The sequence below is a fragment of the Streptomyces sp. NPDC056128 genome (genome assembly GCF_042263835.1).
Lineage (GTDB): Bacteria > Actinomycetota > Actinomycetes > Streptomycetales > Streptomycetaceae > Streptomyces.
Genome location: NZ_JBHJVQ010000002.1, coordinates 666,065 through 688,630, shown reverse-complemented (window position 1 = coordinate 688,630; position 22,566 = coordinate 666,065). Strand labels below are relative to the sequence as shown.

Sequence of the window (22,566 nt, the reverse complement as noted above, 5' to 3'; positions counted from 1 at the left end):
TGTTCAGCGGGCCTTGAGGTCGACGATCCGCCAGCGGTCGTCCTGGAGCCGTGCCGTGACCGTGAGTTGGGCTGCGGCGGTGGTGGTCGCGTTCTCGCCCTTGGCCTTGTCCTTGGCCTTGTCCTTGTCGTTTCCGCGGTGGGAGGTCTGGTCGAGGAAGACCAGCAGGCGGGCCTCGTCGCCGTCGAGTTCGATCACTCCGATGCGGACGGCGCGGGTGCTCAGGGTGACGCGCTGCTCGGTGAGGTCGTCGCGGACCCGGGCGAAGAGGGTCTCGTACTGGCGGGCGGCGCGGCCGTCGAGGACGGTGCGTGCGGAGCGCTCGGCGGCCGCGGTGCCGTCCGGTGTGTAGGAGAAGACCCGGGCGAGGGCGTTGCCCACGTCTCCGGCGACGCGGGAGGTGGCCTCGCTGTCGGTGAGCGCCTGGTTGCGGGCGGGTTCGGCCGACCTCACCTGGTGGGCCGCGTAGAAGAAGCCGCAGCCGCCGAGGACGAGGAGGGCGGCGGTGCCGGCCAGCACGGCCCGCCGCAGGCGCCTGCTCGGCGACCGCCCGGCGGGGGCGTCGCCGGGGGCGTCCGCGGGGGCGGTCTCGAGGACGGGTTCCGTCGTCATCGCTCCTCGCCCTCCCTCTCCCCCTCGACCGGTACGGCGCTCAGCGCTCGCACCTTCCACTCCCCCTCGCCGGTGCGGGCCAGGACCGCCTCCAGGCGCTTGCGGTCGGTGGCCGGCTTCTTCGTCGTGGCGGGCGTGACCTCGACGCGGACCGTGGCGATGAGCTTGGCCGTGCCGGACCGGGTGTCGAGCGCGGTGACGGCGGCCTCGGTGACCGTGGCGCGCGCCGAGGACCCCACGGCGGGCTCAGTACCGCCGAGTTCCTCGCGCAGCGGCCCGGTGGAGACGGCGCGCCAGTCCCGGATGCTCCGCTCCGCCCGCTGCCGGGTGGAGGCGTCGAGCGTGGTGAGTACGGCGATGCCCTCGCGGCCGTCGGCGAGCGCCTCGTCCCGCTCCCGGCCGTACGCGAGCGAGTCGTCGGTGCGTGCCTGGGCGTACGTCCAGGCGCCGGTGGAGCAGACGCCGAGGGCCAGGGCGAGCGCCGCTCCGGTGAGGATCCGCGCCCGCCTCACCGCGCACCGCCGGTGGCCGGGGCGAGGAGCGCGGACAGGTCGGACGGTGCCTCGCCGCTCTGTCCGGGCAGGGCGAGGGCGCCGGGAAGGGCCGCGCCGCCGCCGCTGCCCGTGGTGTCGGCGCCCCCGGAGGGCAGGGAGCCGGGCCTGGCCGGTTCGGGTACCGGGCCGCCCTTCGGGGCGTTCCCCGAGCCGCGCACGTTGGACCCGCCGGCGGCCGGGGCGGTGCAGGCCGCGTCGGTGTTGAGGGCGGGCGCGGTGCCGAGGTCGAGGCCGTTGCGGTAGCGCGTGCCGCCGTATCCGTCGGTGCAGGGCAGGGGGGCGAAGAAGGTGACGGCCATGCCGAGGTTCAGCTTCCCTCCGTCGACGGCGGTGGCACCGGCGGAGACGGCCGCCGGGTACTTCACGAGGAGTTCCTCGATGCCGCGCTGCCGGGTGACGGCGACCTCGGAGGTGGTGAGGAGGTTGGCGAGGACGACGCCCAGGCTCGGGTCGAGGTCCCGCAGCAGGCCGCTGACCTGGGTGGCGGCCTCGGGGGTGACCGCGAGGAGGCGGCGCAGGTCGGCGTCCGAGCCCTTGAGGGCGGCGGCCAGTTCCTCGGCCCCGACGGCGAAGTCGCGGATGGCCTCGGACTCCTGTGCCTGGGTACGCAGGACGGTCTCGCCGTCGTTGATGAGCAGCGTGGTGGACGGCAGGGCCCGGTCGGCGGCCTCCACGAAGTCGCTGCCGCTGTCGAGAAGCACCTGGAGGTCGTCGCCGTGCCCCTCGAACGCCTTGCCGAACTCGTCGACGACGGTGCGCAGATCCTCCAGCGGGACGGAGCCCACGAGGTCGTCGACGCTGGTGAGGACGTCGGTGACGGGTGCGGGCACCTTTGTGTCGGCCTGTTCGACGCGGGCGCCGTCGGCCAGGTAGGGAGAGCCGTCGCTCTCGGGCCGCAGGTCGATGTACTGCTCGCCCACGGCGGAGAGCCCGGCGACCACGGCCTTGGTGTCGGCGGGGATGCGGGGTGCGGACTTCTTGATGCGCAGTTCGGCGACGACGCCCTCGGCGGTGAGGTCGATCGGGCCGACGCGGCCCACCGAGACGCCCCGGTAGGTGACGTCGGAGTGGGTGAACAGTCCTCCGGTGCGCGGGAGTTGTACGTCGACGGTGTAGTAGTCGGCGACGCCCACGTACCGGCCGAGATCGGCGTAGCGGATGCCGAGGTAGGAGAGGGCGAGGACGGCGACGAGGAGGAAGGCGAGGTTCTTCAGCCGTACGGCGAGGGTGATCACCCGCGCTCACCTCCGGGCTCGGACACGGAGGGCAGCGGCAGGGGCGAGGAGGTCTGCTTCCGCGCCGGTGCGGAGGACCGCTTCTTCGCCGGTGTGCCCTCGGGCACGAGGGGCGGGATCACCTGGGTGCCGGGCACGGCGACCATGGACAGGTACGTGTTGAGGTAGTCGCCCTTCACGCCGCGCAGCACCTCGTCGGTGAACGGGTAGGTCAGCAGCACCTGGAGCGAGTCGGGCAGGTCCGTGCCCGCGTCGGCGAGCGCCTTCAGCGTCGGCGCGACGGCCTTGAGGTCGGCGATCATGTCGTCCTTGCTCGCGTTGATCGTGGAGACGGCGACGCCGGAGAGCGTGTCGAGGGAGCGCAGCATGGTCAGCAGGGAGCCGCGCTGCTTCTCCAGCGTCTTCAGGCCGGGCGAGAGGCCGGTGAGGACGGTGCCGACGTCCTCCTTGCGGGTGGCGAGGGTGGAGGAGAGCCGGTTGACGGCGTCGAGGGCGTCGGTGATGTCACCCCGGTGGTCGTCGAGGTCGCCGACCAGGGTGTTGACCCGCTTGAGCATGGAGCGGACCTCGGGTTCGCGGCCGCCGAGCGCCGCGCCCAGTTCCCGGGTGATGGTCTTGAGCTGGCTGACGCCGCCGCCGTTGAGGAGCAGGGACAGCGCGCCGAACACCTCCTCGACCTCGGTGTTGCGGCCGGTGCGGGCCAGCGGGATGACGCTTCCGTCCTGGAGCGGCCCGGCTCCGGTCTCCTTGGCGGGCGCGACGAGCTGGATGTACTTCTCTCCCAGCAGGCTGGACTGTTCGAGCCGCGCGGTGGTGTCGGCGGGCAGCCGCACCTCGCCGTTGATCTCCATGGTGACGCGGGCCGACCAGTCGTCCTCGCCGAGTTCGATGCCGGTGACCCGGCCGACGGCGACGTCGTTGACGCGCACCGCGGAGTGCGGGACCAGGCTGAGCACGTCCTGGAGTTCCGCGGTGACGGTGCGGGGGTGGTCGCCGAGGTCGGCGCCGCCGGGCAGCGGCAGGTCGTCGAGGCCGCCGAAGCCGCGGGGCACGACGGTGATCCCGCCGAGGGCCAGGGCGAAGCCGAGACCGAGGGCGATCAGTCCGCCCGCGGTCAGTCCGGCGGCCCGGCCGGCGGTGAGGGTGCGGCGCTTCATCGGCCGTCTCCCTTCTTCCCGTCGCTCTCCGGCTCATCGGTCGCGCCCGTCACGGGCAGCGGCAGCAGGGGGCCGCCGATGCTGATCTCGTTGAGGTTGGCGCGGCCGTCGAGGGTGCGGGTGTCGGGGTTGTAGGCGTTCACGACGTTGCCCGCGGCCAGTGGTGCCACGTCCAGCGCCTCGGCCAGCGAGGCCCGTTGCTCGACCAGGGTCCGGGTGATGGGGACGAGCCGGTCGACGTTCTTCTTCAGCTCGCCCCGGTTGTCCTCGATGAAGGTCTTGACCTGGCCGAGGGCCTTGCCGAGTTCCTCCAGCGCCCCGGTGAGGTCGTCCTTGTTGTCGGCGAAGAAGCTGACGACCTCGTCCAGGCGTTCCTGGGCGGTGCGCACGTCGGTGTCCTTGTCCTTCAGCATGGTGGTGAAGGTCTGGAGGCTGCTGAGCGTCTTGAACAGGTCGCCGCTGCTGCCGTCGAGGGTCTTGGCCGCCTTGCCGAACTCCTCGATGCCGGTGCCGATGGCCTCGCCGTTGCCGTCGAGGTTGGCGGCGCCGGTGCGCAGCAGTTCGGACAGGGCGCCCTCGGAGTTGGCGCCGTCCGGGCCGAGGGCGTCGCCGAGTTCGGTGATGGAGTCGTAGATCTGGTCGATCTCGACGGGGACGTGGTTGCGGGAGGCGGGCAGTACGGCGCCGTCGGCGAGGGCGGGGCCCGTGGCGTAGGCGGGGGTGAGCTGGACGTAGCGGTCGGAGACGACGCTCGGTGCGACGACGACGGCCCGCGCGCCCTTCGGGACCCGCACCCCCTCGTCCAGGCGGAGGCCGACACGGACCGTGGTGCCCTGCGGCCGCACCGACTCCACCTCGCCGACCCTGACGCCGAGGACGCGCAGGTCGGATCCGGCGTAGACGCCGATGACGCGGTCGAAGTAGGCGGTGAGGCGGGTGCCGTCGGCTTCGAGGGCGCGGGCGGTGACCAGTCCGGCGGCCGCGAGCACCGCGAGGGCGAGCAGACCGGTGAGGATCTTCCGGCGTCGGTTCATCACTCACCGCTCCCCTGGGCCGCGGCCGGCTGTTTCGGCGGCAGGCATCCGGTCTCGGGCTGGGAGGTCTCGGGCAGGTAGGCGCGGGGCACGACCCCGCACAGGTAGCTGTCGAACCAGCGGCCGTTGCCGAGGGTGTTGCCGACCAGGCGGTAGTACGGGCCGACCAGCGCGAGCGTCTTGCCGAGCTGGGTGTTGTTCTTCTCCAGGACACCGGTGACGCGGCCGAGCGCCTTGAGGGTCGGGCCGAGCTGCTTCTCGTTGTCCTTGACGAGGCCGCCGAGTTCGATGCCGAGGTCCTGGCTGCCCTTGAGCAGGGCGCTGATGGCGGCGCGGCGGTCCCGCAGTTCGCCGAGGAGCGGGCCGCCGTCCTCGATGAGGGTCTCGAAGCTGGACTTCTTGTTCTTCAGGGTCTTGGTGAACTTTGCGCTGCCCTTGAGGAGTTGGGACAGTTCCGAGTCGCGCTTGGAGACGGAGCGGGACAGGTCGGACAGGCCGGTGGCGGCCTTGCGGACGTGGGGCGGGGAGTCGGCGAAGGTGTCGGAGATGGTCTCGAAGCTCTCCGCGAGCTTGCGGGTGTCGATGTCGTCGACGGTGCCGCTGAGGTCCTGGAACGCCTGGGTCACGTCGTACGGGGAGGTGGTGCGGGTCAGCGGGATGCGGCTGCCGGGGTCCTGGCGGGCGGCGCCGAGCGGGTCGAGCGCCAGGTACTTGTCGCCGAGGACGGTCTTGATGGCGATGGCAGCCGTGGTCCGGTCGCCGAGCCAGGCGTCCTCGACCTCGAAGGTGACCTTCACCTTGGGCCCGTCGAGGGCGACGCCGGTGACCTTGCCGACCTTGACGCCGGCGATGCGCACCTCGTCGCCGTCGTCCAGGCCCGCGGCCTCGGAGAAGTCGGCGCTGTAGGAGGTGGCGCCGCCGAGCGGCAGCCGGTCCACGTTGTAGACGAGGACGGCGATCACGGCGAGGACGAGCAGTCCGACGAGGCCGACGCCGACGGGGTCGCGTTCCTTGACGGGCTTGAGGTGCGGGCGCCTCATCCGCGGCACCTCGATTCGGTGATCGCGATACCGGTCGGCGGTTCGGAGCCGTCGGAGGTGGTCACTCCGCTCACGCGGGCCTCGCAGAGGTAGAGGTTGAACCACGATCCGTAGGAGGACAGGCGGGTCAGGGCGGTCATCTTGGCGGGGGTCCGTTCGAGGAAGTCCTCGATCTGCGGGGTGTGCTCGCCGAGGTTGGCCGAGAGCCGGCCCAGTTCGCGGATGTCCTGCTTGAGGGGCTCCCGGCCGTCCTCGAGGAGGCCGGCGGTGACCGTGGTGAGTTCGCCCATGGCCGTGACGGCCTTGCCCAGGGGTTTGCGGTCCTCGTTGAAGCCGGTGACGAGTTGCTGGAGGGTGACGACGAGGTCGTCGAAGCTGTCCTCGCGGTCGTTGAGGGTGTCCAGGACGGTGGTGAGGTTCTGGACGACCTGGCCGATCACCTTGTCCTTGGCGGCGACGGTCGTCCCGAGCGAGCCGATGTGGCGGATCAGGCTGTCGACGGTGGCGCCCTCGCCCTGGAGCACCTGCACGATCGACCCGGCGAGTCCGTTGACGTCCTTCGGGGAGAGCCCCTCGAACAGCGGCTTGAAGCCGTTGAAGAGCAGGGTCAGGTCGAGCGCGGGCGTGGTGCGGTCGAGCGGGACCGTGCCGCCCTCGGGGAGGCTGCCGGTGAGGTCGCCGCTGCCGCGGCCGAGGGCGACGTAGCGCTGGCCGACCATGTTGAGGTACTTCACGGCGGCGGTGGTCGACCGGGGCAGCGTGCGGTCCTCGCGGACGGTGAAGGTGACCTGCGCGGTGCGCCGGTGCACGACGCGTACGTCGGTCACCTCGCCGACCGGAACGCCGGAGATGCGCACGCTGTCGCCGTCCATGAGCCCGGTGACGTCGGTGAACAGGGCCTTGTAGGTCCGGGCGCCGGAGTCGGAGCCGGCACCGCCGCCGGCGACGCCGAGGCCGAGCACGGTCGTGGCGAGGGCGGTGACCACCACGAAGACGAGGGACTTGAGCAGCGGCCCGGTCAGCGGGCGGCGCCGGGTGTGCGCGCTGTCGGCACCGGTCATCGGAGCGTCACCTCCGTACCGCGGTAGACGGGGCCGACGAGCAGGCTGCTCCAGTCGGGCAGGTCTTCGGGGCTCGCGCCTGCGGCGGGGGCGAGGAGTTCGTTGACGAGGTCGTTCTCGGAGGGGGAGTTGGCGGGCCCGAGGTCCTGGTCCGCCGCCGTGGACGCGGTCCGCGCGGTGGGCCGGGGCAGTGCGCCGACGTACGGCACGGAGGGGCAGCGGGGGCCGCCGCCGGAGTCGTACACCGGGGTGTCGCGGCCGGGGCGGTAGGCGCCGCGCGAGGGGACGGTGGTGACGTCGACGTGGATGCCGGGCCGGTCGGTGCCCTTGCCGAGCGCCTTGTCCATGGCCGGGACGGACTCGGCGAGGGTGCGCAGGGTGCAGGGGAACGCCGAGGAGTACTCGGCGAGCAGTTCCAGGGTCGGCCTGCTCGTGGCGCTCAGCCGGATGATGTTGTCCCGGTTCTTGCGCAGGAAGGCGGTCACGTCCTCGGAGGTCCGGGTGGTGGCGCCGAGGGTGGCGGCGAGTTCGGCCTCCTGCTCGGCGAGGGTGCCGCTGGTGGTGGTGAAGTCGGTGAGCGCCGTGATGATGTCGGGCGCGGCGTCCGCGTAGACGTGGCTGACCTTCACGAGTTCCTTGAGGTCGCGGTTGAGGGCGGGCAGGTTGGGGTTGAACTCCTCCAGGTGCTCGTCCAGCAGGCTCAGCGTCTCGCCGAGCCGCTCGCCGCGCCCTTCCAGGGCCTGGGAGACGGCCGACAGGGTGGCGGCGAGCTTCTGCGGCTGGACGGCGGTGAGCATCGGCAGGACGTCGTCGAGCACCTGCTGGAGCTCGATGGCGTTGGCGGAGCGGTCCTGGGGGACGACGGCCCCGGCGGCCAGCGGCTCGGCCGAGGGGTTCGCGGGCGGTACGAGGGCCACGAACCGCTCGCCGAACAGGGTGGTCGGCAGCATCTGCGCGCGCACGTCGGACGGTACGTGGTCCAGCGAGCCGGGTTTCATGGCGAGGGTGAGCCGGGCCCCGTCTCCGGTGGCGTCGATCTCGCGGACCTCGCCGACGACGACGCCGCGCAGTTTCACCTCGGCGCCCGGGTGCATCTGGTTGCCGGCGCTGCCGGTCTCCACGACCACCGGGTCGGACTCGGTGAACTCCTTGTCGTAGACGGCGACCGCCAGCCAGATCAGCAGGGCGGGCACCAGCAGGAACACCACCCCGGCGAACCGGTGGCCCAGCGTCTTTCCGCGCGGTCCGCTCATCTCACCCCGCCACCTTCACGGTCGTGGTCGCGCCCCACAGGGCCAGCGACAGGAAGAAGTCGGTGACGCTGATCAGCACGATGGCGTTGCGCACGGACCGGCCGACGGCGACGCCGACGCCGGCGGGGCCGCCCGAGGCGCGGTAGCCGTAGTAGCAGTGGGCGACGATCACCATCACGCTGAAGATCAGCACCTTCAGTACGGAGAGCAGTACGTCCGTCGGGGAGAGGAAGAGGTTGAAGTAGTGGTCGTACGTCCCGCGCGACTGCCCGTTGAACAGGACGGTCACGTAGCGGGAGGCGAGGTAGGAGGAGAGCAGCCCGATCGCGTAGAGCGGGACGATGGCGACCACGCCGGCGATGATGCGGGTGGTGACCAGGTAGGGCATGGAGCGGATGCCCATGCCCTCCAGGGCGTCGACCTCCTCGTTGATGCGCATGGCGCCGAGCTGGGCGGTGAAGCCGGCCCCGACGGTCGCGGAGAGGGCGAGTCCGGCGACGAGGGGGGCGATCTCGCGGGTGTTGAAGTAGGCGGAGACGAATCCGGTGAACGCGGCGGTGCCGATCTGGTCGAGGGCCGCGTAGCCCTGGAGTCCGACGACGGTCCCGGTGAAGAGCGTCATCGCGATCATCACGCCGATGGTGCCGCCGATGACGCCGAGACCGCCGGAGCCGAAGGCCACCTCGGCGAGGAGGCGCTGCACCTCCTTGAGGTAGCGGCGCAGGGTCCGCGGTATCCACAGCAGGGCCCGTGCGTAGAACAGCAGTTGATCGCCGGACCGGTCGAGCCAGACGAGCGGGGAGGCCATCGGTCAGCCTCCCTTCGGCGGGACGATCTGGAGGTAGACGGCCGTCATCACCATGTTCACGAAGAAGAGCAGGAGGAAGGTGATGACGACGGACTGGTTGACGGCGTCGCCGACGCCCTTGGGGCCGCCGCGCGGGTTGAGGCCGCGGTAGGCGGCGACGATGCCCGCGATGAACCCGAAGACCAGCGCCTTGAGTTCGCTGACGTACAGGTCGGGCAGCTGGGCGAGGGCGGAGAAGCTGGAGAGGTAGGCGCCGGGGGTGCCGCCCTGCATGACGACGTTGAAGAAGTAGCCGCCGAGGATGCCGACGACGGAGACCAGGCCGTTGAGCAGGACCGCGACGCCCATGGCGGCCAGGACGCGGGGCACGACGAGCCGCTGCACCGGTGAGACGCCCATGACCTCCATGGCGTCGAGTTCCTCGCGGATCTTGCGGGAGCCGAGGTCGGCGCAGATGGCCGAGCCGCCGGCGCCGGCGATCAGCAGGGCGACGATGAGCGGGCTCGCCTGCTGGACGACGGCGAGGACGCTGGCGCCGCCGGTGAACGACTGGGCTCCCAGCTGCTCGGTGAGCGAGCCGACCTGGAGGGCGATGACGGCGCCGAAGGGGATCGAGACGAGGGCGGCGGGCAGGATGGTCACACTCGCGACGAACCAGAACTGTTCGACGAACTCGCGGAACTGGAAGGGCCGTCGGAAGACGGCCCGGACGACCTCGGCGGCGAGCGCGAAGAGCCGGCCGGTCTGCCGCAGCGCTCCGGTGATCACGCGCCGCTCCCGGCGGCGGGCATCGGCAGGGTGGCCGCCTCGGAGTCCTTCGCGTAGGTCTCCCGGATGGCGGACCGCGCGGCGGGCGGCAAGCTGTCAATCATGCCCATGACACGCTGACGCCGTCGGGCGACGGCCTTGCGCGGCGGCAGGCCGGGCGACGGTTCCAGCTGCGGGACGATCACCCGGGGCGCGGCGGGGGCGGCCGAGGCGGCACCCGCCTCGGCGGCGAGCGTGGCCGCGTCCTTCTCCTCGGACATCCCGATGGGGCCCTCGCGCCGGCCGCCGAGGAACTGGGACACGACCGGTTCGTCGCTGGTGAGCAGCACCTCGCGCGGGCCGAAGGTGACCAGCTCGCGCAGGAAGAGCATCCCCATGTTGTCGGGGACGGTGGCGGCGATGTCGAGGTTGTGGGTGACGATCAGCATCGTCGCGTCGAGCTGCGCGTTCAGGTCGATCAGCAGTTGGGAGACGTAGGCGGTGCGGACCGGGTCGAGCCCGGAGTCCGGCTCGTCGCACAGGATGATCTGCGGGTCGAGGACGAGCGCGCGGGCCAGTCCGGCGCGCTTGCGCATACCTCCGCTGATCTCCCCGGGAAGCTTTCCCTCCGCGCCGAGGAGTCCGACGACCTCGATCCGCTCCATGACGATGCGACGGATCTCGGACTCCTTCTTGCGGGTGTGTTCGCGCAGCGGGAAGGCGATGTTGTCGAAAAGGGACATGGACCCGAAGAGGGCTCCGTCCTGGAACATGAGACCGAAGAGTTTCCGGGTCTCGTAGATGTCTCTTTCCGGACTGTTCACCATGTCCACTCCGTTGATGAGGACACGGCCCTTCTCGGGTTTGAGCAGCCCTATGAGCGACTTCAGGAAAACGGTCTTACCCGTTCCGGACGGGCCCAGCATCACGCTGACCTCGCCGGCCGGAAGAGTGAGTGATACGTCCCGCCAGATGCTCTGCTTACCGAAGGACTTGGTCAGACCCTCGACCACTACTTCGATTCCCATATCACCTCCAGCGGACGTCAATCGGATACGCGCTGCGGGCGCACGTTAATTCGGCGCGGAGCGCACTGACAACGGGTCGGCACCGGATCTCCGGCCGCCCTGCCGAACTTGTCACCGCGCAGACAACACGGCGGCCCCGCACTTGTCTCCGGGGAGACAGGGCAGGGTCGCGCGGTTCCGGGGGGTGTGGCCCCGCGGGACCCTGCCGACGGACACCCGGGCCCGATGGAGGGAGGGCCGAAAAGTATCCGTCATGGCTCCGGCCGACGGGGGCCACCGACCTGGAACCGAGCACCACACCGGCACGTTACGGCCGAGTAACCTCGGCGGGCAACACCGGAATCGGAGTTTTCCGGGATGCCGACTTCGGCCATCCGGAACCTGTCAGGCCGGACACAAAAACCGCTCGGAAACTTGTCGGCCGGTGAGCATCGGGACCCGATGGGAGCGACACCGCTGTGAACAGCCCGGACGCCGTTCACATTTCCCGGACTTGGCGTCACGTGAGCAAGGAGAACCGCGGATCACTCACCCCGGAAACAGGTGGTCCCACTTTTAAAAGAATCATGGACTACCGCATTGTTCGGCTAAGTTTCCCGCGAGTAACGTCAGGCCCGTCTTCGCCGGTCAACCCTCAAGGAGAGTCCCGAGCCATGAAGAAGAACACGAGAAGGTCGGCCATCGTGGTCTGCGCGGCCGCGTCGGCGCTGGGCCTCGCCGTCGGCCCGTCCTCGGCGGTCCCCTCCACGGTGTGGACCGTCACCCCCTCGCCGGCCGCGTTCAAGGCCACGAACGTCGGCAACATCGTGCTGACCGCCACGATCCCGATGACCTGCACGACCTCGGGTGCGGAAGGCTCGATGAACAGCACCACCGGCAACCCCGGGGACGTCGCCGACATCACCACCATGACCTTCGGCTCGTCCGCGTCACCGTGTACCAGTGTCCTGGGCAACGTCACCACCACCTCGGTCACCCCCTGGGACGTCGTCGCGGTGGACTACAACGCCTCGACGGGCGTCACCAAGGGCCACGTCGGCAACGTCAAGGCGCAGGTCACCGCCGGCGCCTGCAAGTTCACGGTGGTGGGCAAGGCCTCGGCCACCTACACCAACTCCACCGGCGTCCTGGCGGTCAACAGCGCCGTCGGCGACCTGACGGTCAGCAGCAGCCCGGCGCCGGTCAACTGCGGCGCCGTGGTCACGACGGCCACCAAGCCCACCTTCAAGGGCAACTACGCCGTCAAGGTGAAGAGCACCAACGCCATCCCGACGATCGTCGGCTCCAACCCGTAGGCCACCGCCGCCCCTCACGTCCGCCCGGCCGGCACCCCGGCCGGGCGTTCGCGGGCCCGAGCCGTCCGCCCCTGCCCGCCCCTGCCCGACCGCCCACGCTGCCCGAGCCATCCGAGCGGAGTCGCATGAAAGCCCAACGAGCCGCCGCACCCCGGCCGCCCCGGGTCCGTGCCCGTACCACGTCGATCGCCGCGTTCGTCGTGCTCGCCGCCCTGATCCCGACCACGGCCTCCGCCTCGGGCACCCAGGAGGTCGAGGTCGAACTCCCCTACGTCTGCACCCTCCCGTCGGGGCAACTGCCCACGAAGGTAAGGATCTCGGCGGAGTTCCCAGAACGGGCCGACGCGGGCGAGGCGTTCTCGCCGTCCGACGTCACCACCGCCGTCCAGCTCCCGGCGGAGGCCGTCGCGGACCTCAGCGCGCGCGGCGCGGCCCAGGTGCGGGCGGCGACCCGGCTGGAGGTGGGCGTCGCCCAGAACGAGGCGGCGGCGAAGGCGACCTGGCGGGGCGGCGCCGAGCCCGTCGCCCTGCCCGGGTCGGGGCCGTTGACCCTGGTCTCGAAGGGCGACGTCCCCTCCGTGGCCGGCCGGGGCGACGGAGACCTGACGTTCACGGCGGGCACCCTCGCCATCGACCTGGCCCTCGACGCGGCGGACCCGGCCGCCACGGACCCGGCCGCCCCACGGCCCGCCACCACCGGCTCCGGCCCCGACTCCGGCTCCGGCTCCGACTCGCTCACCGTCGGCTGCGCCCTCGCCGAGGACGCGCCGGACCAAGGACTGCTGGCCACCGTGCGGGTAGGCGGGGACGGTTCTCCGAGCCCGAGCGGTTCACCGTCCGGCCCGGCCGGGCCCTCCCGCACCCCGGACCGGGAGGCGCAGGGGCAGGGACAGGAGGAGCGGCAGGGCGACCGGTCGCCCGAGGTGCTGGAGACCCCGCCCGGCGCCGCCCCGGACCGCGACGACGTACCGCCGTGCCGCTACGACGAGCAGCACCCGCCCACGGACGTGTCGCTCAACGCCTACGTCACCGGCTACGCCAACGTGAACAAGATGAAGGGCGCCGCCCACCTCCCGCCGTCCTGCCTGCTGATCGAACAGGGAATCCCCGTGAACGGCCCGCCCGACCCGGAACACATCATCTTCGACACCGTGTCGTGGGCGAACTTCCACTACCAGGAGCGCAAGCAGACACCGCCGTTCCAGAGCACCTTCCTGTCCTTCGACTTCGCCCCGGTGAAAGCGACCATGGTGCTGGAGCAGACGGGCCCCATCAGGATCGACTCGCGCATCAAGCTGCGCCTCTCCGACTTCACCACGGTCACGGACACCTATGTACGGGCGCCGCTGGTCCTGCACGTGACCGATCTGGAGGTCAACGGGACCCCCCTGGACGTCGGTCCGGGGTGCCGGACCACGACGTCCCTCACCTCCGCCGACCCGGATCCGGCCAATCATCCCGGTGACCACCTGGTGCTCTACGGCCGCGGCGAGCAGCTCATCGGCCAGGAGGCCACCGGCTACCTGCTGCTGAGCGGCGGCACGCTGTCCGGCGAGACGAGCATCCCGGCCTTCACCGGCTGCGGCACGGCGGACGGCGAGGACCTCGACCGTCTGCTCACCGCCTCCGTCTCCGGCCCCGGCAACCACGTCAAACAGGTCCAGGGCCAGACATGCGCGATCGCCGCCCCCGTGTTCCCGACCCCCGAGACCCCCGGCCAGTGCACGGAAGACCTCCAGCCCTACGAGATCCCCGTCGCCGAGCGCTGAGCCCTCCCGTCCCTCCCACCTCCACGGAAGGCCACCACCATGCGTCCGACCTCCACCCGCACCCGACTCGCCACCGTCTCCGCACTGACCGCCCTCGGCGCCTTCGCGTCCCTGGGCACGGCGACGGCCGCCGACCCCTCGCTGAACGGCGAGTGGGCCCCCTTCAACCGCTGCCCGGTCGACGCCCCGGCGATGCTGGCCGCCGACGGCTTCGAGAAGACCCCGCAGTGCGTGGTGTCCACCTCGGCCGGCGGCTCTATCAAGCTGGGCAACACCACCGTGGTCACGGGCCGGACCAACCTCCAGATCGGCGTCGTGCAGAACGCCGACGGCACCAGCGCCGTGGTCGCCCCGGCCTCCGGCGCGCTGGTCGCCGAGCCCGCCACGGTGCCCGGCGGACTGCTCGGCCTGATGTGTCCGAGCGACATCTTCGTGATCACGGGCATCTGCAAGTCGCTGGAGAACTCCAGCCTCAACAAGATCACCGCGACCATGGAATCCGTCGGCGCGCCCTACGCCTTCGACCAGACCGCGGGCGTCCTCACCGACATGCCGATCGTCGCCCTGCCGGTCCGCATCCACCTGGAGAACCCGCTCCTCGGCGACAAGTGCTACATCGGCACCGCCGCCAAGCCGATCGTCCTGCGGCCGGAGAACCGCACCTATCCGGAGTTCGGGATGTCCTTCTTCCGGGGCGACGGCACCGTGGACGAGGCCGGCGAGATGAGCCGGATCAACCTCACCGGCGCCACCCAGAACGACAGCACCTTCGCGGTGCCCGGCGCCACCGGCTGCGGCCTCAACGTCGGCCTGATCAACGCGGCGGTCAACGCGAAGACCGGACTGCCCTCCGCCGCCGGGAACAACAGCCTGACCCTCGCCGACACGCAGACCCACCTCACCGGCCTGAACGCGCCCGGGACCGTCGTCCCCGACGCCGGCCGGGTACTGGCCGAGAACTGGCACTCCGCCGTCAAGTAACGGCCACGAGCCCACACAACAGTGGCACGATTACTCCCCAAGAGATGTACATCACAACGAAGTTGATTTACCGTCGGCTTGCCAAGCCGGTGAACGCCTGGTGGACCGGCCAGGTTCCACCCCACGCGAAACGGAGCCCGGCCGGCCACCCCACCGGACATGTCGCAGAGCAAGGGAACACTCATGCCCTCCATCGCGCGTCCTTCGGTGCTCGGTGAACCGCTCGACCCCCTGCCCAAGAAGTTCGCGGCCTTCATGCGACCACTGCTGCCGGGGCTGCTGAACGAGATACGCATCGAGGTCACCCGCAGCTACCCGGTGTACGGCAGGCTGCTCAACGGCCCGGACGGGGACGCGATCCGCCAGGGGGTCGAGCAGGCCCTGACCGCCTTCGTGGACCGGGTCGACAACCCCGGCAGCAGCTCGGAGGTGCGGGACGAACTGCTGCGCAGATTCGGCCGGGTGGAGGCCTACGAGGGCCGCGACCTGGAGATCCTGCAAGGCGCCTACCGGCTCGGCGCCCGCATCGCACTGCGCCGGGCCAAGACCCTGGGACGGCAGTACAGCCTCTCCCCCGCGCTGATCCTCGCCTTCGCCGACGCCCTCTTCGCCTACGTCGAGGAGCTGGAGGCGATCACCCGCGAGGGATACGCGGAGGTACGGGAGCGGGCGGCCTCGGAGGAGTCCGCGTTACGAAGACAGTTATTGCACTTCCTGCTGACCGCCTCGCCGCTGCCCCGGACGACCATCTCGGAACTGTGCAAGGCCGCCGCCTGGGAGCTGCCCCGGTCGTGCTTCCTCGTCGCCCTGCACCATCCGGCGCCGGAACACCTCCAGGCGGCGCTCGACCGGGACGTCCTCACCGATCTGGACATTCCGCAGCCGCACCTGCTCGTCCCCGGGGACCTCACCCCCGCCCGCCTCGACATGCTCCGTACGGCGCTGGCCGGCACCCGCGCCGCGCTCGGCCTGACCGTACCGGTCGCGCAGGCCGCCGACTCCGTCCGCTGGGCCCGCCGTGTGCTGCAGCTCGTTGACGACGATGTCATACCCGACGTTCCGCTGGTCCGCTGCGAGGATCACCTGACGACGCTGTGGCTGCTGTCCGACTCCGCCCTCGTCGACCGGATCGCGGCGCGTGAACTGGCCCCGCTCGACGAGCTGCCCGCCAGACGGCGCGACCGGCTCGTCGAGACCCTCCGCGTCCACGTCTCCACCCGGGCGCCGGCCGAGCAGGTCGGCGAGGTGCTCGGCGTGCACGCCCAGACCGTCCGCTACCGCCTGCGGACCCTGGACGCCTACCTCGGCGACCGGCTCGCCGACCCCGACCACCGGTTCGCCATCGAGGTCGCCCTCCGCTCACTGCACCTGCGCGGCCACGACGGCACGGACTGACCCCGCGTCAGGCGAACACCGGGTGTCGCAGATGACCTGCGCGTGAATTCGAACAGCAGACTCACCGAATCCGCGGGCTCCTTCCCCCCTCCGCAGCCACCATGGCCTCCCATGTCACCGTCCTGAGGGGGAGGCGGACGTGAGTCTGTCGTGGGAGTCCGTGGCCGCCGTCCTGGGTCTGACGGTGCCCGTCGTGGCCGCCCTGTGGGAGTTCGTGCTGGCGGGCCGCAAACGGCTGGGCTACCGCGTCCAGTTGGACACCACCATCCGGGACTCGGCCGCCTCGGGGCCGGAGACGACGGTGCTCCAGCGCATGCAGTGGGACGGTACGAACCTGCGGGACCCCTCGGTCGTCCTGCTGCGGATCGAGAACGCCGGCTGGAGCCCCGTGGTCGCCGGTGACTACGTCGCTCCCGTCAACGACCCCGTGGGCATCAGCATCGCCTTCCCCGGCCGCCGGGTGGTCGGCATGACGGTGACGGAGCGCAGCCCCCAGGTGCCGCCCACCTTCTTCGTACCGGGAGCCGAGGGGTTCGAGACCACGGGCCGGGTCATCAAGCTGCCCAAGGTGATACTGAACCGCAGGGCGCACTACAAGGTCCTGGCGGTCCTGGACCGTGAAGAGGGCTTCACCGAGCCCGAGTTCCCCGAGCCGGAGGTCACCGCGGGCGTCGTCGGCGGGGTTCGCGGCGGGAACATCAAGAAGACCGCGTACTACCCGTTCGCCTCCCGGCAGGTCCGCTGGCTGCTCGCCTCGCTCATCCTGGTGAGCGCCACCCAGTCCGCGCTCACCTTCGCCGGGGGCGACGACACCGCCGCGCCGCTGGACTGCGCCGCCGGGACCTTGCACCTGTCGGGTTCCACGGCCTTCGCGCCGGTGCTGCGGGAGGCCGCGGAGCAGTACGAGCGGACCTGCCCCGACGCCCGTATCCCGCTGACCGCCAACTCCTTCAAGGGCAGCGTCGACGGTCTCGACACGCTCGCCGCCGCGGGCGCCGGCGCCGAACTCACCGACGGCCGGGGCCTGGGGAACAGGCTGTCGTTCAGCGACGGGCCGAAGTCCGACGGCCGCCCGCAGCTGCTCCCCCGGCCCGTCGCCCTGTCGCTGTTCACCCTGGTCGTGCACGAGGACGCCGGGGTCCGGGACCTCTCCCTGAAGCAGGTCAGGGACATTTACGCCGGTCGCGTCACCGACTGGAGCCAGGTCGGGGGCAACGACGTACCCGTCCGCCTGGTCAGCCGGAACCCCGGCTCGGGCACCCGGACCACGCTCGAACAGCAGGTCCTGGACGGCCGGTCCCTCCCGGCGGTCACCACGGCCGACTGCGCGGGGCTGGCCCCGGACCGGCCGGGCCGCTGCGAGGTGGGCGGCACCGCGACCCTGCTCGACACGGTGGCCTCCACCCCGGGCGCCCTCGGCCACAGCGAGGTCGGCGCCGCCTCGGCGCGCGACGACGTCCGGCAGGTCCGCGTCGACGGCTACCCGGCCACCCTGGAGGGCGCCGACGAGGGGGCGTACCCGTACTGGCAGACGGAGATCGCCTACACCTACGGGGAACCGCCGGCCGACTCGATCGCCGCGGGCTTCCTGCGCTACCTCGCCGCCGAGGTCGGCAAGGACGTCATCCGCTCCAAGGGCCACCGCCCCTGCTCCGAACTGGACAAGCCCCTGCTCTGCCGCCCGGACGGGGCGTAAGGCGGGGATGGCACAGTGGAGGTTCCCCCGTCCCGGCTCAAGGGAGACTGATCCGTCGATGCGACTGCTGCTCATTCGGCATGGCCAGACCCCGTCCAACCTCAAGCACCTGCTGGACACGGCCGCACCCGGTCCCGCGCTGACCCCGCTGGGGCAGGAGCAGGCGGACGCGCTCCCGGAGGCGCTGGCGGCGGAGCGGATCGACGCCCTCTACGCGTCGACGCTGCTGCGCACCCGGCTCACCGCGGCGCCGCTGGCGGCCCGGACGGGGCTGGAGATCGTGGTGCGGGAGGGCATCAGGGAGCTGTCCGCCGGTGAGCTGGAGATGCGCGGCGACCCGGAGGCCGTCGAGGCCTACCTGACGACGGCGCTCGCCTGGTCGGCGGGGGACACGGCGCGGCGCGTGCCGGGCGGGGAGGACGGCGTGGAGGCGCTGGCGCGTTTCGACGCCGTGGTCGAGGAGGCCGCGGCCGGCGGGGCCGGGACCGTGGCCATGGTCAGTCACGGCGCCGTGATCCGTACCTGGGCGGCGGCCCGGGCGGAGAACATCGACGCCGCCTTCGCCGCCGCCCACGGGCTGGGGAACACCGGTGTCGTCATCCTGTCCGGCGCCCCGGACGCGGGGTGGCGCGTCCTGCACTGGGAGGGCCGGCCCGTCGGCCCCGAGGACGGCGGTCCGCGCGAGGGCGGTCCCGCCGGGGAGAGCGTCGAGGACGCCGCCGGCTGACCGCCGGGGGCCCGCGGGCCGGCCGCCGGTCAGGACTCCGGGCACTCCTTCCACGCCAGGTGGTACACCGTGTTGATCTCGCCGTCCGTCGAGTCCATCGTCATGAAGCTCACCTTGCTCGGGTCGGACGTGCCCGTGCTCACCCGCAGCTCCGTGTTGATGTTGAAGTTGCGCTGCACCCCGCAGGGCGCCCAGACCAGCTGGGCCCAGTCGGTGGAGTCGGTGGCCTGCCAGTTGTCGTTGAGCGGGCCGCCGAAGGGGTGGGTGCGGAACTCCGTGTTCGGGGAGCCCTGGAAGTAGTACGAGGCCCGCTGGGTGCCCTTGGCGCCGGGCTGGAGGGCGGCGAAGCCGCGGTAGTCCGCGCTGGCGACGGCGTAGGTGAAGCCCTGCGGGACGTGGACGAGCAGGTTGAGCTGGCAGTTCTTGCGGAAGTCGGTGGGCGCGGAGTCGCCGCCCGCCTGGGCGAGGTAGTCGCTGTAGGTGACGGTGAAGGCGGTGTTGTCGTCGGAGACGGCGACGGCCGCCGTGCCCTGCGGACAGCCGGAGCCGTTCACCGTGGCGACCTTGATGACGATCTTGTCCGGCGGCGGGTCCTCGAACCCGCCGGAGGGCTGGTGCTGCGCCGGCAGCGCGGAGGTGAGCAGCGCGGCGATGGTGCCGCTCAGGAGCAGGCCCGTGGCCATGGGTCTCCCATCCCGGTCAGTGGGGGGTGGATGTCGTTTAATGCGTTCGCCATCTACACGTGTTCTGCACATGACATTTACGCAACGTCCGCATCGTAGGCACCCTCGCCGGGTGCGGACAGACGTCTCCCCGGCCATTCACACCGGCCGGTTCCCACCCCGTGAACCTGTGACCTACGGGTTCTCCCAGGCGGCCGGTTCCGCCGCCAGCTCCCGGACCGGGTCCGGCAGGGTGCCCGCCGCGAGGTCGGCGATCGTCACGCCCTCCAGGATCCGGCGCACATTGGCGCGCAGCGCCACCCACAGCGGCAGCAGGGGCCCCGCCGTGCCCGTGTACACCAGTCCCGTCGGCCGCTCCCCGCGCACGGAGACGATCGGGCCGTCCACCGCCCGGATCACGTCCGCCACCGTGATGGCCGACGCCTCGCGCGCCAGCCGGTACCCGCCGCCCCCGCCGCGCCGGCTCTCGACGATGCCGCCACGCCGGAGATCGCCGAGGATCCCCTCCAGAAATTTGTGCGGAATGTCCTGGACGGTGGCCACGTCCTCCGCCTTGACCGGCCGGTCGTCCTGCTGGACGGCCAGTTCCAGCACCGCCCGCACCGCGTAGTCCGCACGCGCCGAGATCCTCATACCGACCATTGTGGGGTCCGCTGGAAGAATGGCCGGGCACAGGAGGTCCCGCTCACGCGGCAGCACCACAAGCACGGCAACAGGAGAGGCTCCCTTGGAGCTCAGCAGTCTCAGCAGACGAGCGTTCAGCGCCCTCGCGGGCACCACCGTCCTCGGGCTCGCGCTCGGCGGCAGCGTGAGCGGCGCGGCGCTGACCGGACCCCCCGGCCCCGTGCCCACCGGCCCGCCGCCCGGGCCGCCCGGCGCCGACGGGCTGCGCCACCGCGTCACCCTGGACCGGTACTCCCTGCTGGTGGACGGCAGACGGCTGTCGCTGTGGTCCGGCGAGCTGCACCCCTTCCGGCTGCCCAGCCCGTCCCTGTGGCGTGACGTGCTCCAGAAGATGCGGGCGTACGGCCACAACGCGGTCAGCGTCCGCCTCGCCTGGAACCAGCACTCCCCCGCCCCGGGCGCGTACGACTTCACCGGCGTCCGCGACCTCGACCTGTTCCTGCGCACGGCCGCGGAGAGCAGTCTGTACGTCGTGGTCCACCCCGGCCCGTACATCGGCGCCGACGTGGACGCGGGCGGCCTGCCCGGCTGGCTGGCGGCCACCGGGGCCCGGCCCAGGACCACCGACCCCGCGTACCTGCGCCACGCCGACGAGTGGCTGAGCCGGGTCAACGCCGTCGTCGCCCGGCACCAGTTCACCCGGGGCACCGGCACCGTCCTGCTCTACCGGGCCGACGCCCCCGAGCGCGCCGACCTGACCCACCTGCACGAGCGGATCCGCGCCGACGGCATCGACGTACCCCTGCTGCACGCCGGCACCACCCTCGCCTGGGACGAGGCGGAGCCGACCCGGGACGCCGCCGAGGCGCGGCGGGTGCACCTCGACGGCCTGGCGCGGGGGACCACGCTGCACAACGTCCACATGGCGTTCGGCGGCACCTCGTGGGGCTGGCTGCCCGCGCCGTCGGCGCCCACCCCCACCTACGACCCGGCCGCCGCCATCGACGAGGCACGCCGGCCCACCGCCGAACTCGCCCCGCTCCACCAGCTCGGGCACCTGCTGCGCCACGTCCCCGACTTCACCCGGCTCGACGAGGCGGCGGAGGTCCGGGCCGCGGACGACCGCGTCCAGGTGCGGCACCTGGCCAACCCGGACACCGGCGCCCACGCCTACGTGCTGCGCAACGACTCCGCCGCCGCCGTCACCTCCACCGTCCCGATGGGCGGGACCGACGTCGAGGTCACCGTCCCCGCCCGCGACGCCAAGCTGCTCGCCACCGGCCTCCACCTGGGCGCGGGACGGAAACTGGCGTACGCCACCGTGCAGCCCATGCTGTCCCTGAGCGTGGGGCGGGTGGACATCGCCGCCTTCGTGGGACGGGCCGGGGAGATGGCGCACCTGGTCCTCGACTGCCCGCAGGAGCCCTGGCCGACCCGGCTGGACGAGGAGGCCGCCTGGGCGTTCGACCACGGGAAACTGCATGTGACGGTGCCACTCGAGGAGGACCGGCTGAGCCGGGTGCGGGTGCGCAGCGGCGAGTCCGAACGCACCCTGCTGCTGCTCTTCGCCGACGACGCCGCCTCACTGCGGCTGTGGCCGTACGAGACGCCGTCGGGCCGGATCCTGGTCCGCGGCCCGGAGCTGCTGCGCGAGGCCGCGCTGGACGGGGACACGATCCGGCTGACCGGTGACACCGTCGACGAGCGCGAGCTGGAGGTGTGGGCGCCGCGCGGCATCGGCCGAATCACCTGGAACGGCACGGCGGTGCAGGGGTCCTTCGGCCGCGCCCAGAGCCTGATGACGGTGTGGCCGCTGCCCGGCATGCCCGAGGTGGCGCTGCCCGGACTCGACGGCTGGCGGCGCCGCACCGAGAACCCCGAGTCCGCGCCGGAGTACGGCGACTCGGGGTGGACGGTCGCCGACCGGCGGACGTCGCACAGCACCACCCCGGTGCCCGACGGACAGCCCGTGCTCTTCGCCGACGACTACGGCTACCACTACGGCGACGTCTGGTACCGCGCCCGTCTCACCGGGGCCGCCGGTCTGGAGTCGGTGTCCCTGTCCTACGCCACCGGCGCGCGCGGCCTGCTGATGGCGTGGCTGGACGGCGAGCCGCTGGGCGCCCACCGTCCGGACGGCGGGGACGACGGGCCGGACACCTGGACCGGCACGGCAGAACTGGGCGTGCCGGCGGGTCTGCGCGGGACCCGGCGGGAGCGCGCCGACGGCGGCGACTCGGCCGTCCTGTCCGTCCTGGTCCGGCGCACCCAGCACGGCCAGGACGACCCGCGGGCGGCCCGCGGACTGACGTCGGCCGCCTTCGAGGGGGCCTCGCCGGACGTGCGCTGGCGGATCCGGGGCGCGGTCACGCCCGACCCCGTGCGCGGGCCGCTCAACCACGGCGGGCTGTACGGGGAACGGCACGGCTGGTATCTGCCGGGGTACGACGACGGCGACTGGGAGAAGGTGTCCCCGGCGGACCTCCCGCGCGGGGCCCGGCGCCAGGGCGTGACCTGGTACCGGACCACGTTCCGGCTGGACGTGCCGCCGGAGGTGGACGCCTCGGTCGGCCTCGTCCTCGACGACGCCCCGGACGGTGACCACCGCGTCCAGGTCTTCCTGAACGGCTGGAACATGGGCGAGTACGCGGGCGGCCGCACCGGCGCGGCGCACACCTTCGTCCTGCCGAACGGCATCCTGCACACCCGGGCCGCCGCCAACACCCTGGCCCTGGCGGTGCTGGCCGACGGCGAGTCGGCGCCGGGGCCCGGGACGGTACGGCTGGAGCTGCTGGGCAGCGCGGCCGGAGGGGTACCGGTGAAGCCGGTCGCCTCCCCCGGCCGGCGCCGCGACTGACCGGGCCGGG

The 22,566-nt window shown here is 72.0% G+C and carries 20 protein-coding genes; 7 read left to right on the top strand and 13 right to left on the bottom strand.

The genetic code is table 11. The features are described 5' to 3' along the window. Window positions 1–3 precede the first annotated feature (3 nt). Genes ACFC1X_RS07000 through ACFC1X_RS06950 form a run of 11 tightly spaced genes read right to left on the bottom strand, consistent with a single transcriptional unit; the run spans window position 4 to window position 10,529 of the window. Window positions 4–612, bottom strand: a complete 609-nt coding sequence (locus tag ACFC1X_RS07000) for a hypothetical protein (protein ID WP_376349449.1) — start codon at window positions 610–612, stop codon at window positions 4–6. Further along, window positions 609–1,124 (bottom strand): hypothetical protein, encoded by a 516-nt coding sequence (locus ACFC1X_RS06995; RefSeq protein WP_376349448.1) that lies wholly within the window; start codon window positions 1,122–1,124, stop codon window positions 609–611. Before ACFC1X_RS06995 ends, ACFC1X_RS07000 begins: the two co-directional genes overlap by 4 nt. Next, a complete protein-coding gene (locus ACFC1X_RS06990; RefSeq protein WP_376349446.1) occupies window positions 1,121–2,401 on the bottom strand; it encodes an MlaD family protein in 1,281 nt (426 codons plus the stop codon). Before ACFC1X_RS06990 ends, ACFC1X_RS06995 begins: the two co-directional genes overlap by 4 nt. Next, on the bottom strand, window positions 2,398–3,558 hold the full coding sequence (locus ACFC1X_RS06985; protein ID WP_376349444.1) for an MCE family protein: 1,161 nt from the start codon (window positions 3,556–3,558) through the stop codon (window positions 2,398–2,400). Before ACFC1X_RS06985 ends, ACFC1X_RS06990 begins: the two co-directional genes overlap by 4 nt. After that, window positions 3,555–4,592, bottom strand: coding sequence for an MCE family protein (locus ACFC1X_RS06980; RefSeq protein ID WP_376349442.1), 1,038 nt, complete (start codon window positions 4,590–4,592; stop codon window positions 3,555–3,557). The genes ACFC1X_RS06985 and ACFC1X_RS06980 overlap by 4 nt, the downstream gene beginning before the upstream one ends. Further along, a complete protein-coding gene (locus ACFC1X_RS06975; protein WP_376349441.1) occupies window positions 4,592–5,632 on the bottom strand; it encodes an MCE family protein in 1,041 nt (346 codons plus the stop codon). The genes ACFC1X_RS06980 and ACFC1X_RS06975 overlap by 1 nt, the downstream gene beginning before the upstream one ends. Beyond that, on the bottom strand, window positions 5,629–6,693 hold the full coding sequence (locus ACFC1X_RS06970) for an MCE family protein (protein ID WP_376349440.1): 1,065 nt from the start codon (window positions 6,691–6,693) through the stop codon (window positions 5,629–5,631). The genes ACFC1X_RS06975 and ACFC1X_RS06970 overlap by 4 nt, the downstream gene beginning before the upstream one ends. Further along, window positions 6,690–7,946, bottom strand: a complete 1,257-nt coding sequence (locus ACFC1X_RS06965) for an MCE family protein (protein WP_376349438.1) — start codon at window positions 7,944–7,946, stop codon at window positions 6,690–6,692. Before ACFC1X_RS06965 ends, ACFC1X_RS06970 begins: the two co-directional genes overlap by 4 nt. A gap of 1 nt (window position 7,947) precedes the next feature. Further along, window positions 7,948–8,754: an ABC transporter permease gene (locus ACFC1X_RS06960; RefSeq protein ID WP_064727727.1), complete on the bottom strand. Its 807-nt coding sequence runs from the start codon at window positions 8,752–8,754 to the stop codon at window positions 7,948–7,950. A gap of 3 nt (window positions 8,755–8,757) precedes the next feature. After that, window positions 8,758–9,522 (bottom strand): ABC transporter permease, encoded by a 765-nt coding sequence (locus tag ACFC1X_RS06955; RefSeq protein WP_064727728.1) that lies wholly within the window; start codon window positions 9,520–9,522, stop codon window positions 8,758–8,760. Further along, on the bottom strand, window positions 9,519–10,529 hold the full coding sequence (locus tag ACFC1X_RS06950) for an ABC transporter ATP-binding protein (RefSeq protein WP_376349436.1): 1,011 nt from the start codon (window positions 10,527–10,529) through the stop codon (window positions 9,519–9,521). Before ACFC1X_RS06950 ends, ACFC1X_RS06955 begins: the two co-directional genes overlap by 4 nt. Before the next feature lie 653 nt (window positions 10,530–11,182). Here ACFC1X_RS06950 and ACFC1X_RS06945 point away from each other — a divergent pair. The 6 genes from ACFC1X_RS06945 to ACFC1X_RS06920 all read left to right on the top strand — a co-directional run bounded on the left by ACFC1X_RS06945 (window position 11,183) and on the right by ACFC1X_RS06920 (window position 18,392). Further along, entirely contained in the window at window positions 11,183–11,824 is a 642-nt protein-coding gene (locus ACFC1X_RS06945) for a hypothetical protein (protein ID WP_376349435.1), read from the top strand. 125 nt (window positions 11,825–11,949) lie between these two features. Next, window positions 11,950–13,593, top strand: coding sequence for a DUF6801 domain-containing protein (locus ACFC1X_RS06940; protein ID WP_376349434.1), 1,644 nt, complete (start codon window positions 11,950–11,952; stop codon window positions 13,591–13,593). 39 nt (window positions 13,594–13,632) lie between these two features. After that, window positions 13,633–14,574, top strand: a complete 942-nt coding sequence (locus tag ACFC1X_RS06935) for a hypothetical protein (RefSeq protein WP_376349432.1) — start codon at window positions 13,633–13,635, stop codon at window positions 14,572–14,574. Window positions 14,575–14,757: 183 nt separating this feature from the next. Beyond that, on the top strand, window positions 14,758–15,969 hold the full coding sequence (locus ACFC1X_RS06930; protein WP_376349430.1) for a helix-turn-helix domain-containing protein: 1,212 nt from the start codon (window positions 14,758–14,760) through the stop codon (window positions 15,967–15,969). 139 nt (window positions 15,970–16,108) lie between these two features. Beyond that, window positions 16,109–17,665 (top strand): substrate-binding domain-containing protein, encoded by a 1,557-nt coding sequence (locus ACFC1X_RS06925; RefSeq protein ID WP_376349428.1) that lies wholly within the window; start codon window positions 16,109–16,111, stop codon window positions 17,663–17,665. 58 nt (window positions 17,666–17,723) lie between these two features. Then, on the top strand, window positions 17,724–18,392 hold the full coding sequence (locus tag ACFC1X_RS06920; protein WP_376349426.1) for a histidine phosphatase family protein: 669 nt from the start codon (window positions 17,724–17,726) through the stop codon (window positions 18,390–18,392). 29 nt (window positions 18,393–18,421) lie between these two features. Here the strand turns inward: ACFC1X_RS06920 and ACFC1X_RS06915 are convergent, their stop codons facing one another. Then, window positions 18,422–19,075: a DUF4360 domain-containing protein gene (locus ACFC1X_RS06915; RefSeq protein ID WP_376349424.1), complete on the bottom strand. Its 654-nt coding sequence runs from the start codon at window positions 19,073–19,075 to the stop codon at window positions 18,422–18,424. A gap of 174 nt (window positions 19,076–19,249) precedes the next feature. Then, window positions 19,250–19,708, bottom strand: coding sequence for an RrF2 family transcriptional regulator (locus ACFC1X_RS06910; RefSeq protein WP_376349422.1), 459 nt, complete (start codon window positions 19,706–19,708; stop codon window positions 19,250–19,252). Window positions 19,709–19,802: 94 nt separating this feature from the next. On the opposite strand from ACFC1X_RS06910, the gene ACFC1X_RS06905 reads away from it, so the two are divergent. Next, window positions 19,803–22,556, top strand: coding sequence for a beta-galactosidase (locus ACFC1X_RS06905; RefSeq protein WP_376349420.1), 2,754 nt, complete (start codon window positions 19,803–19,805; stop codon window positions 22,554–22,556). Window positions 22,557–22,566 lie beyond the last annotated feature (10 nt).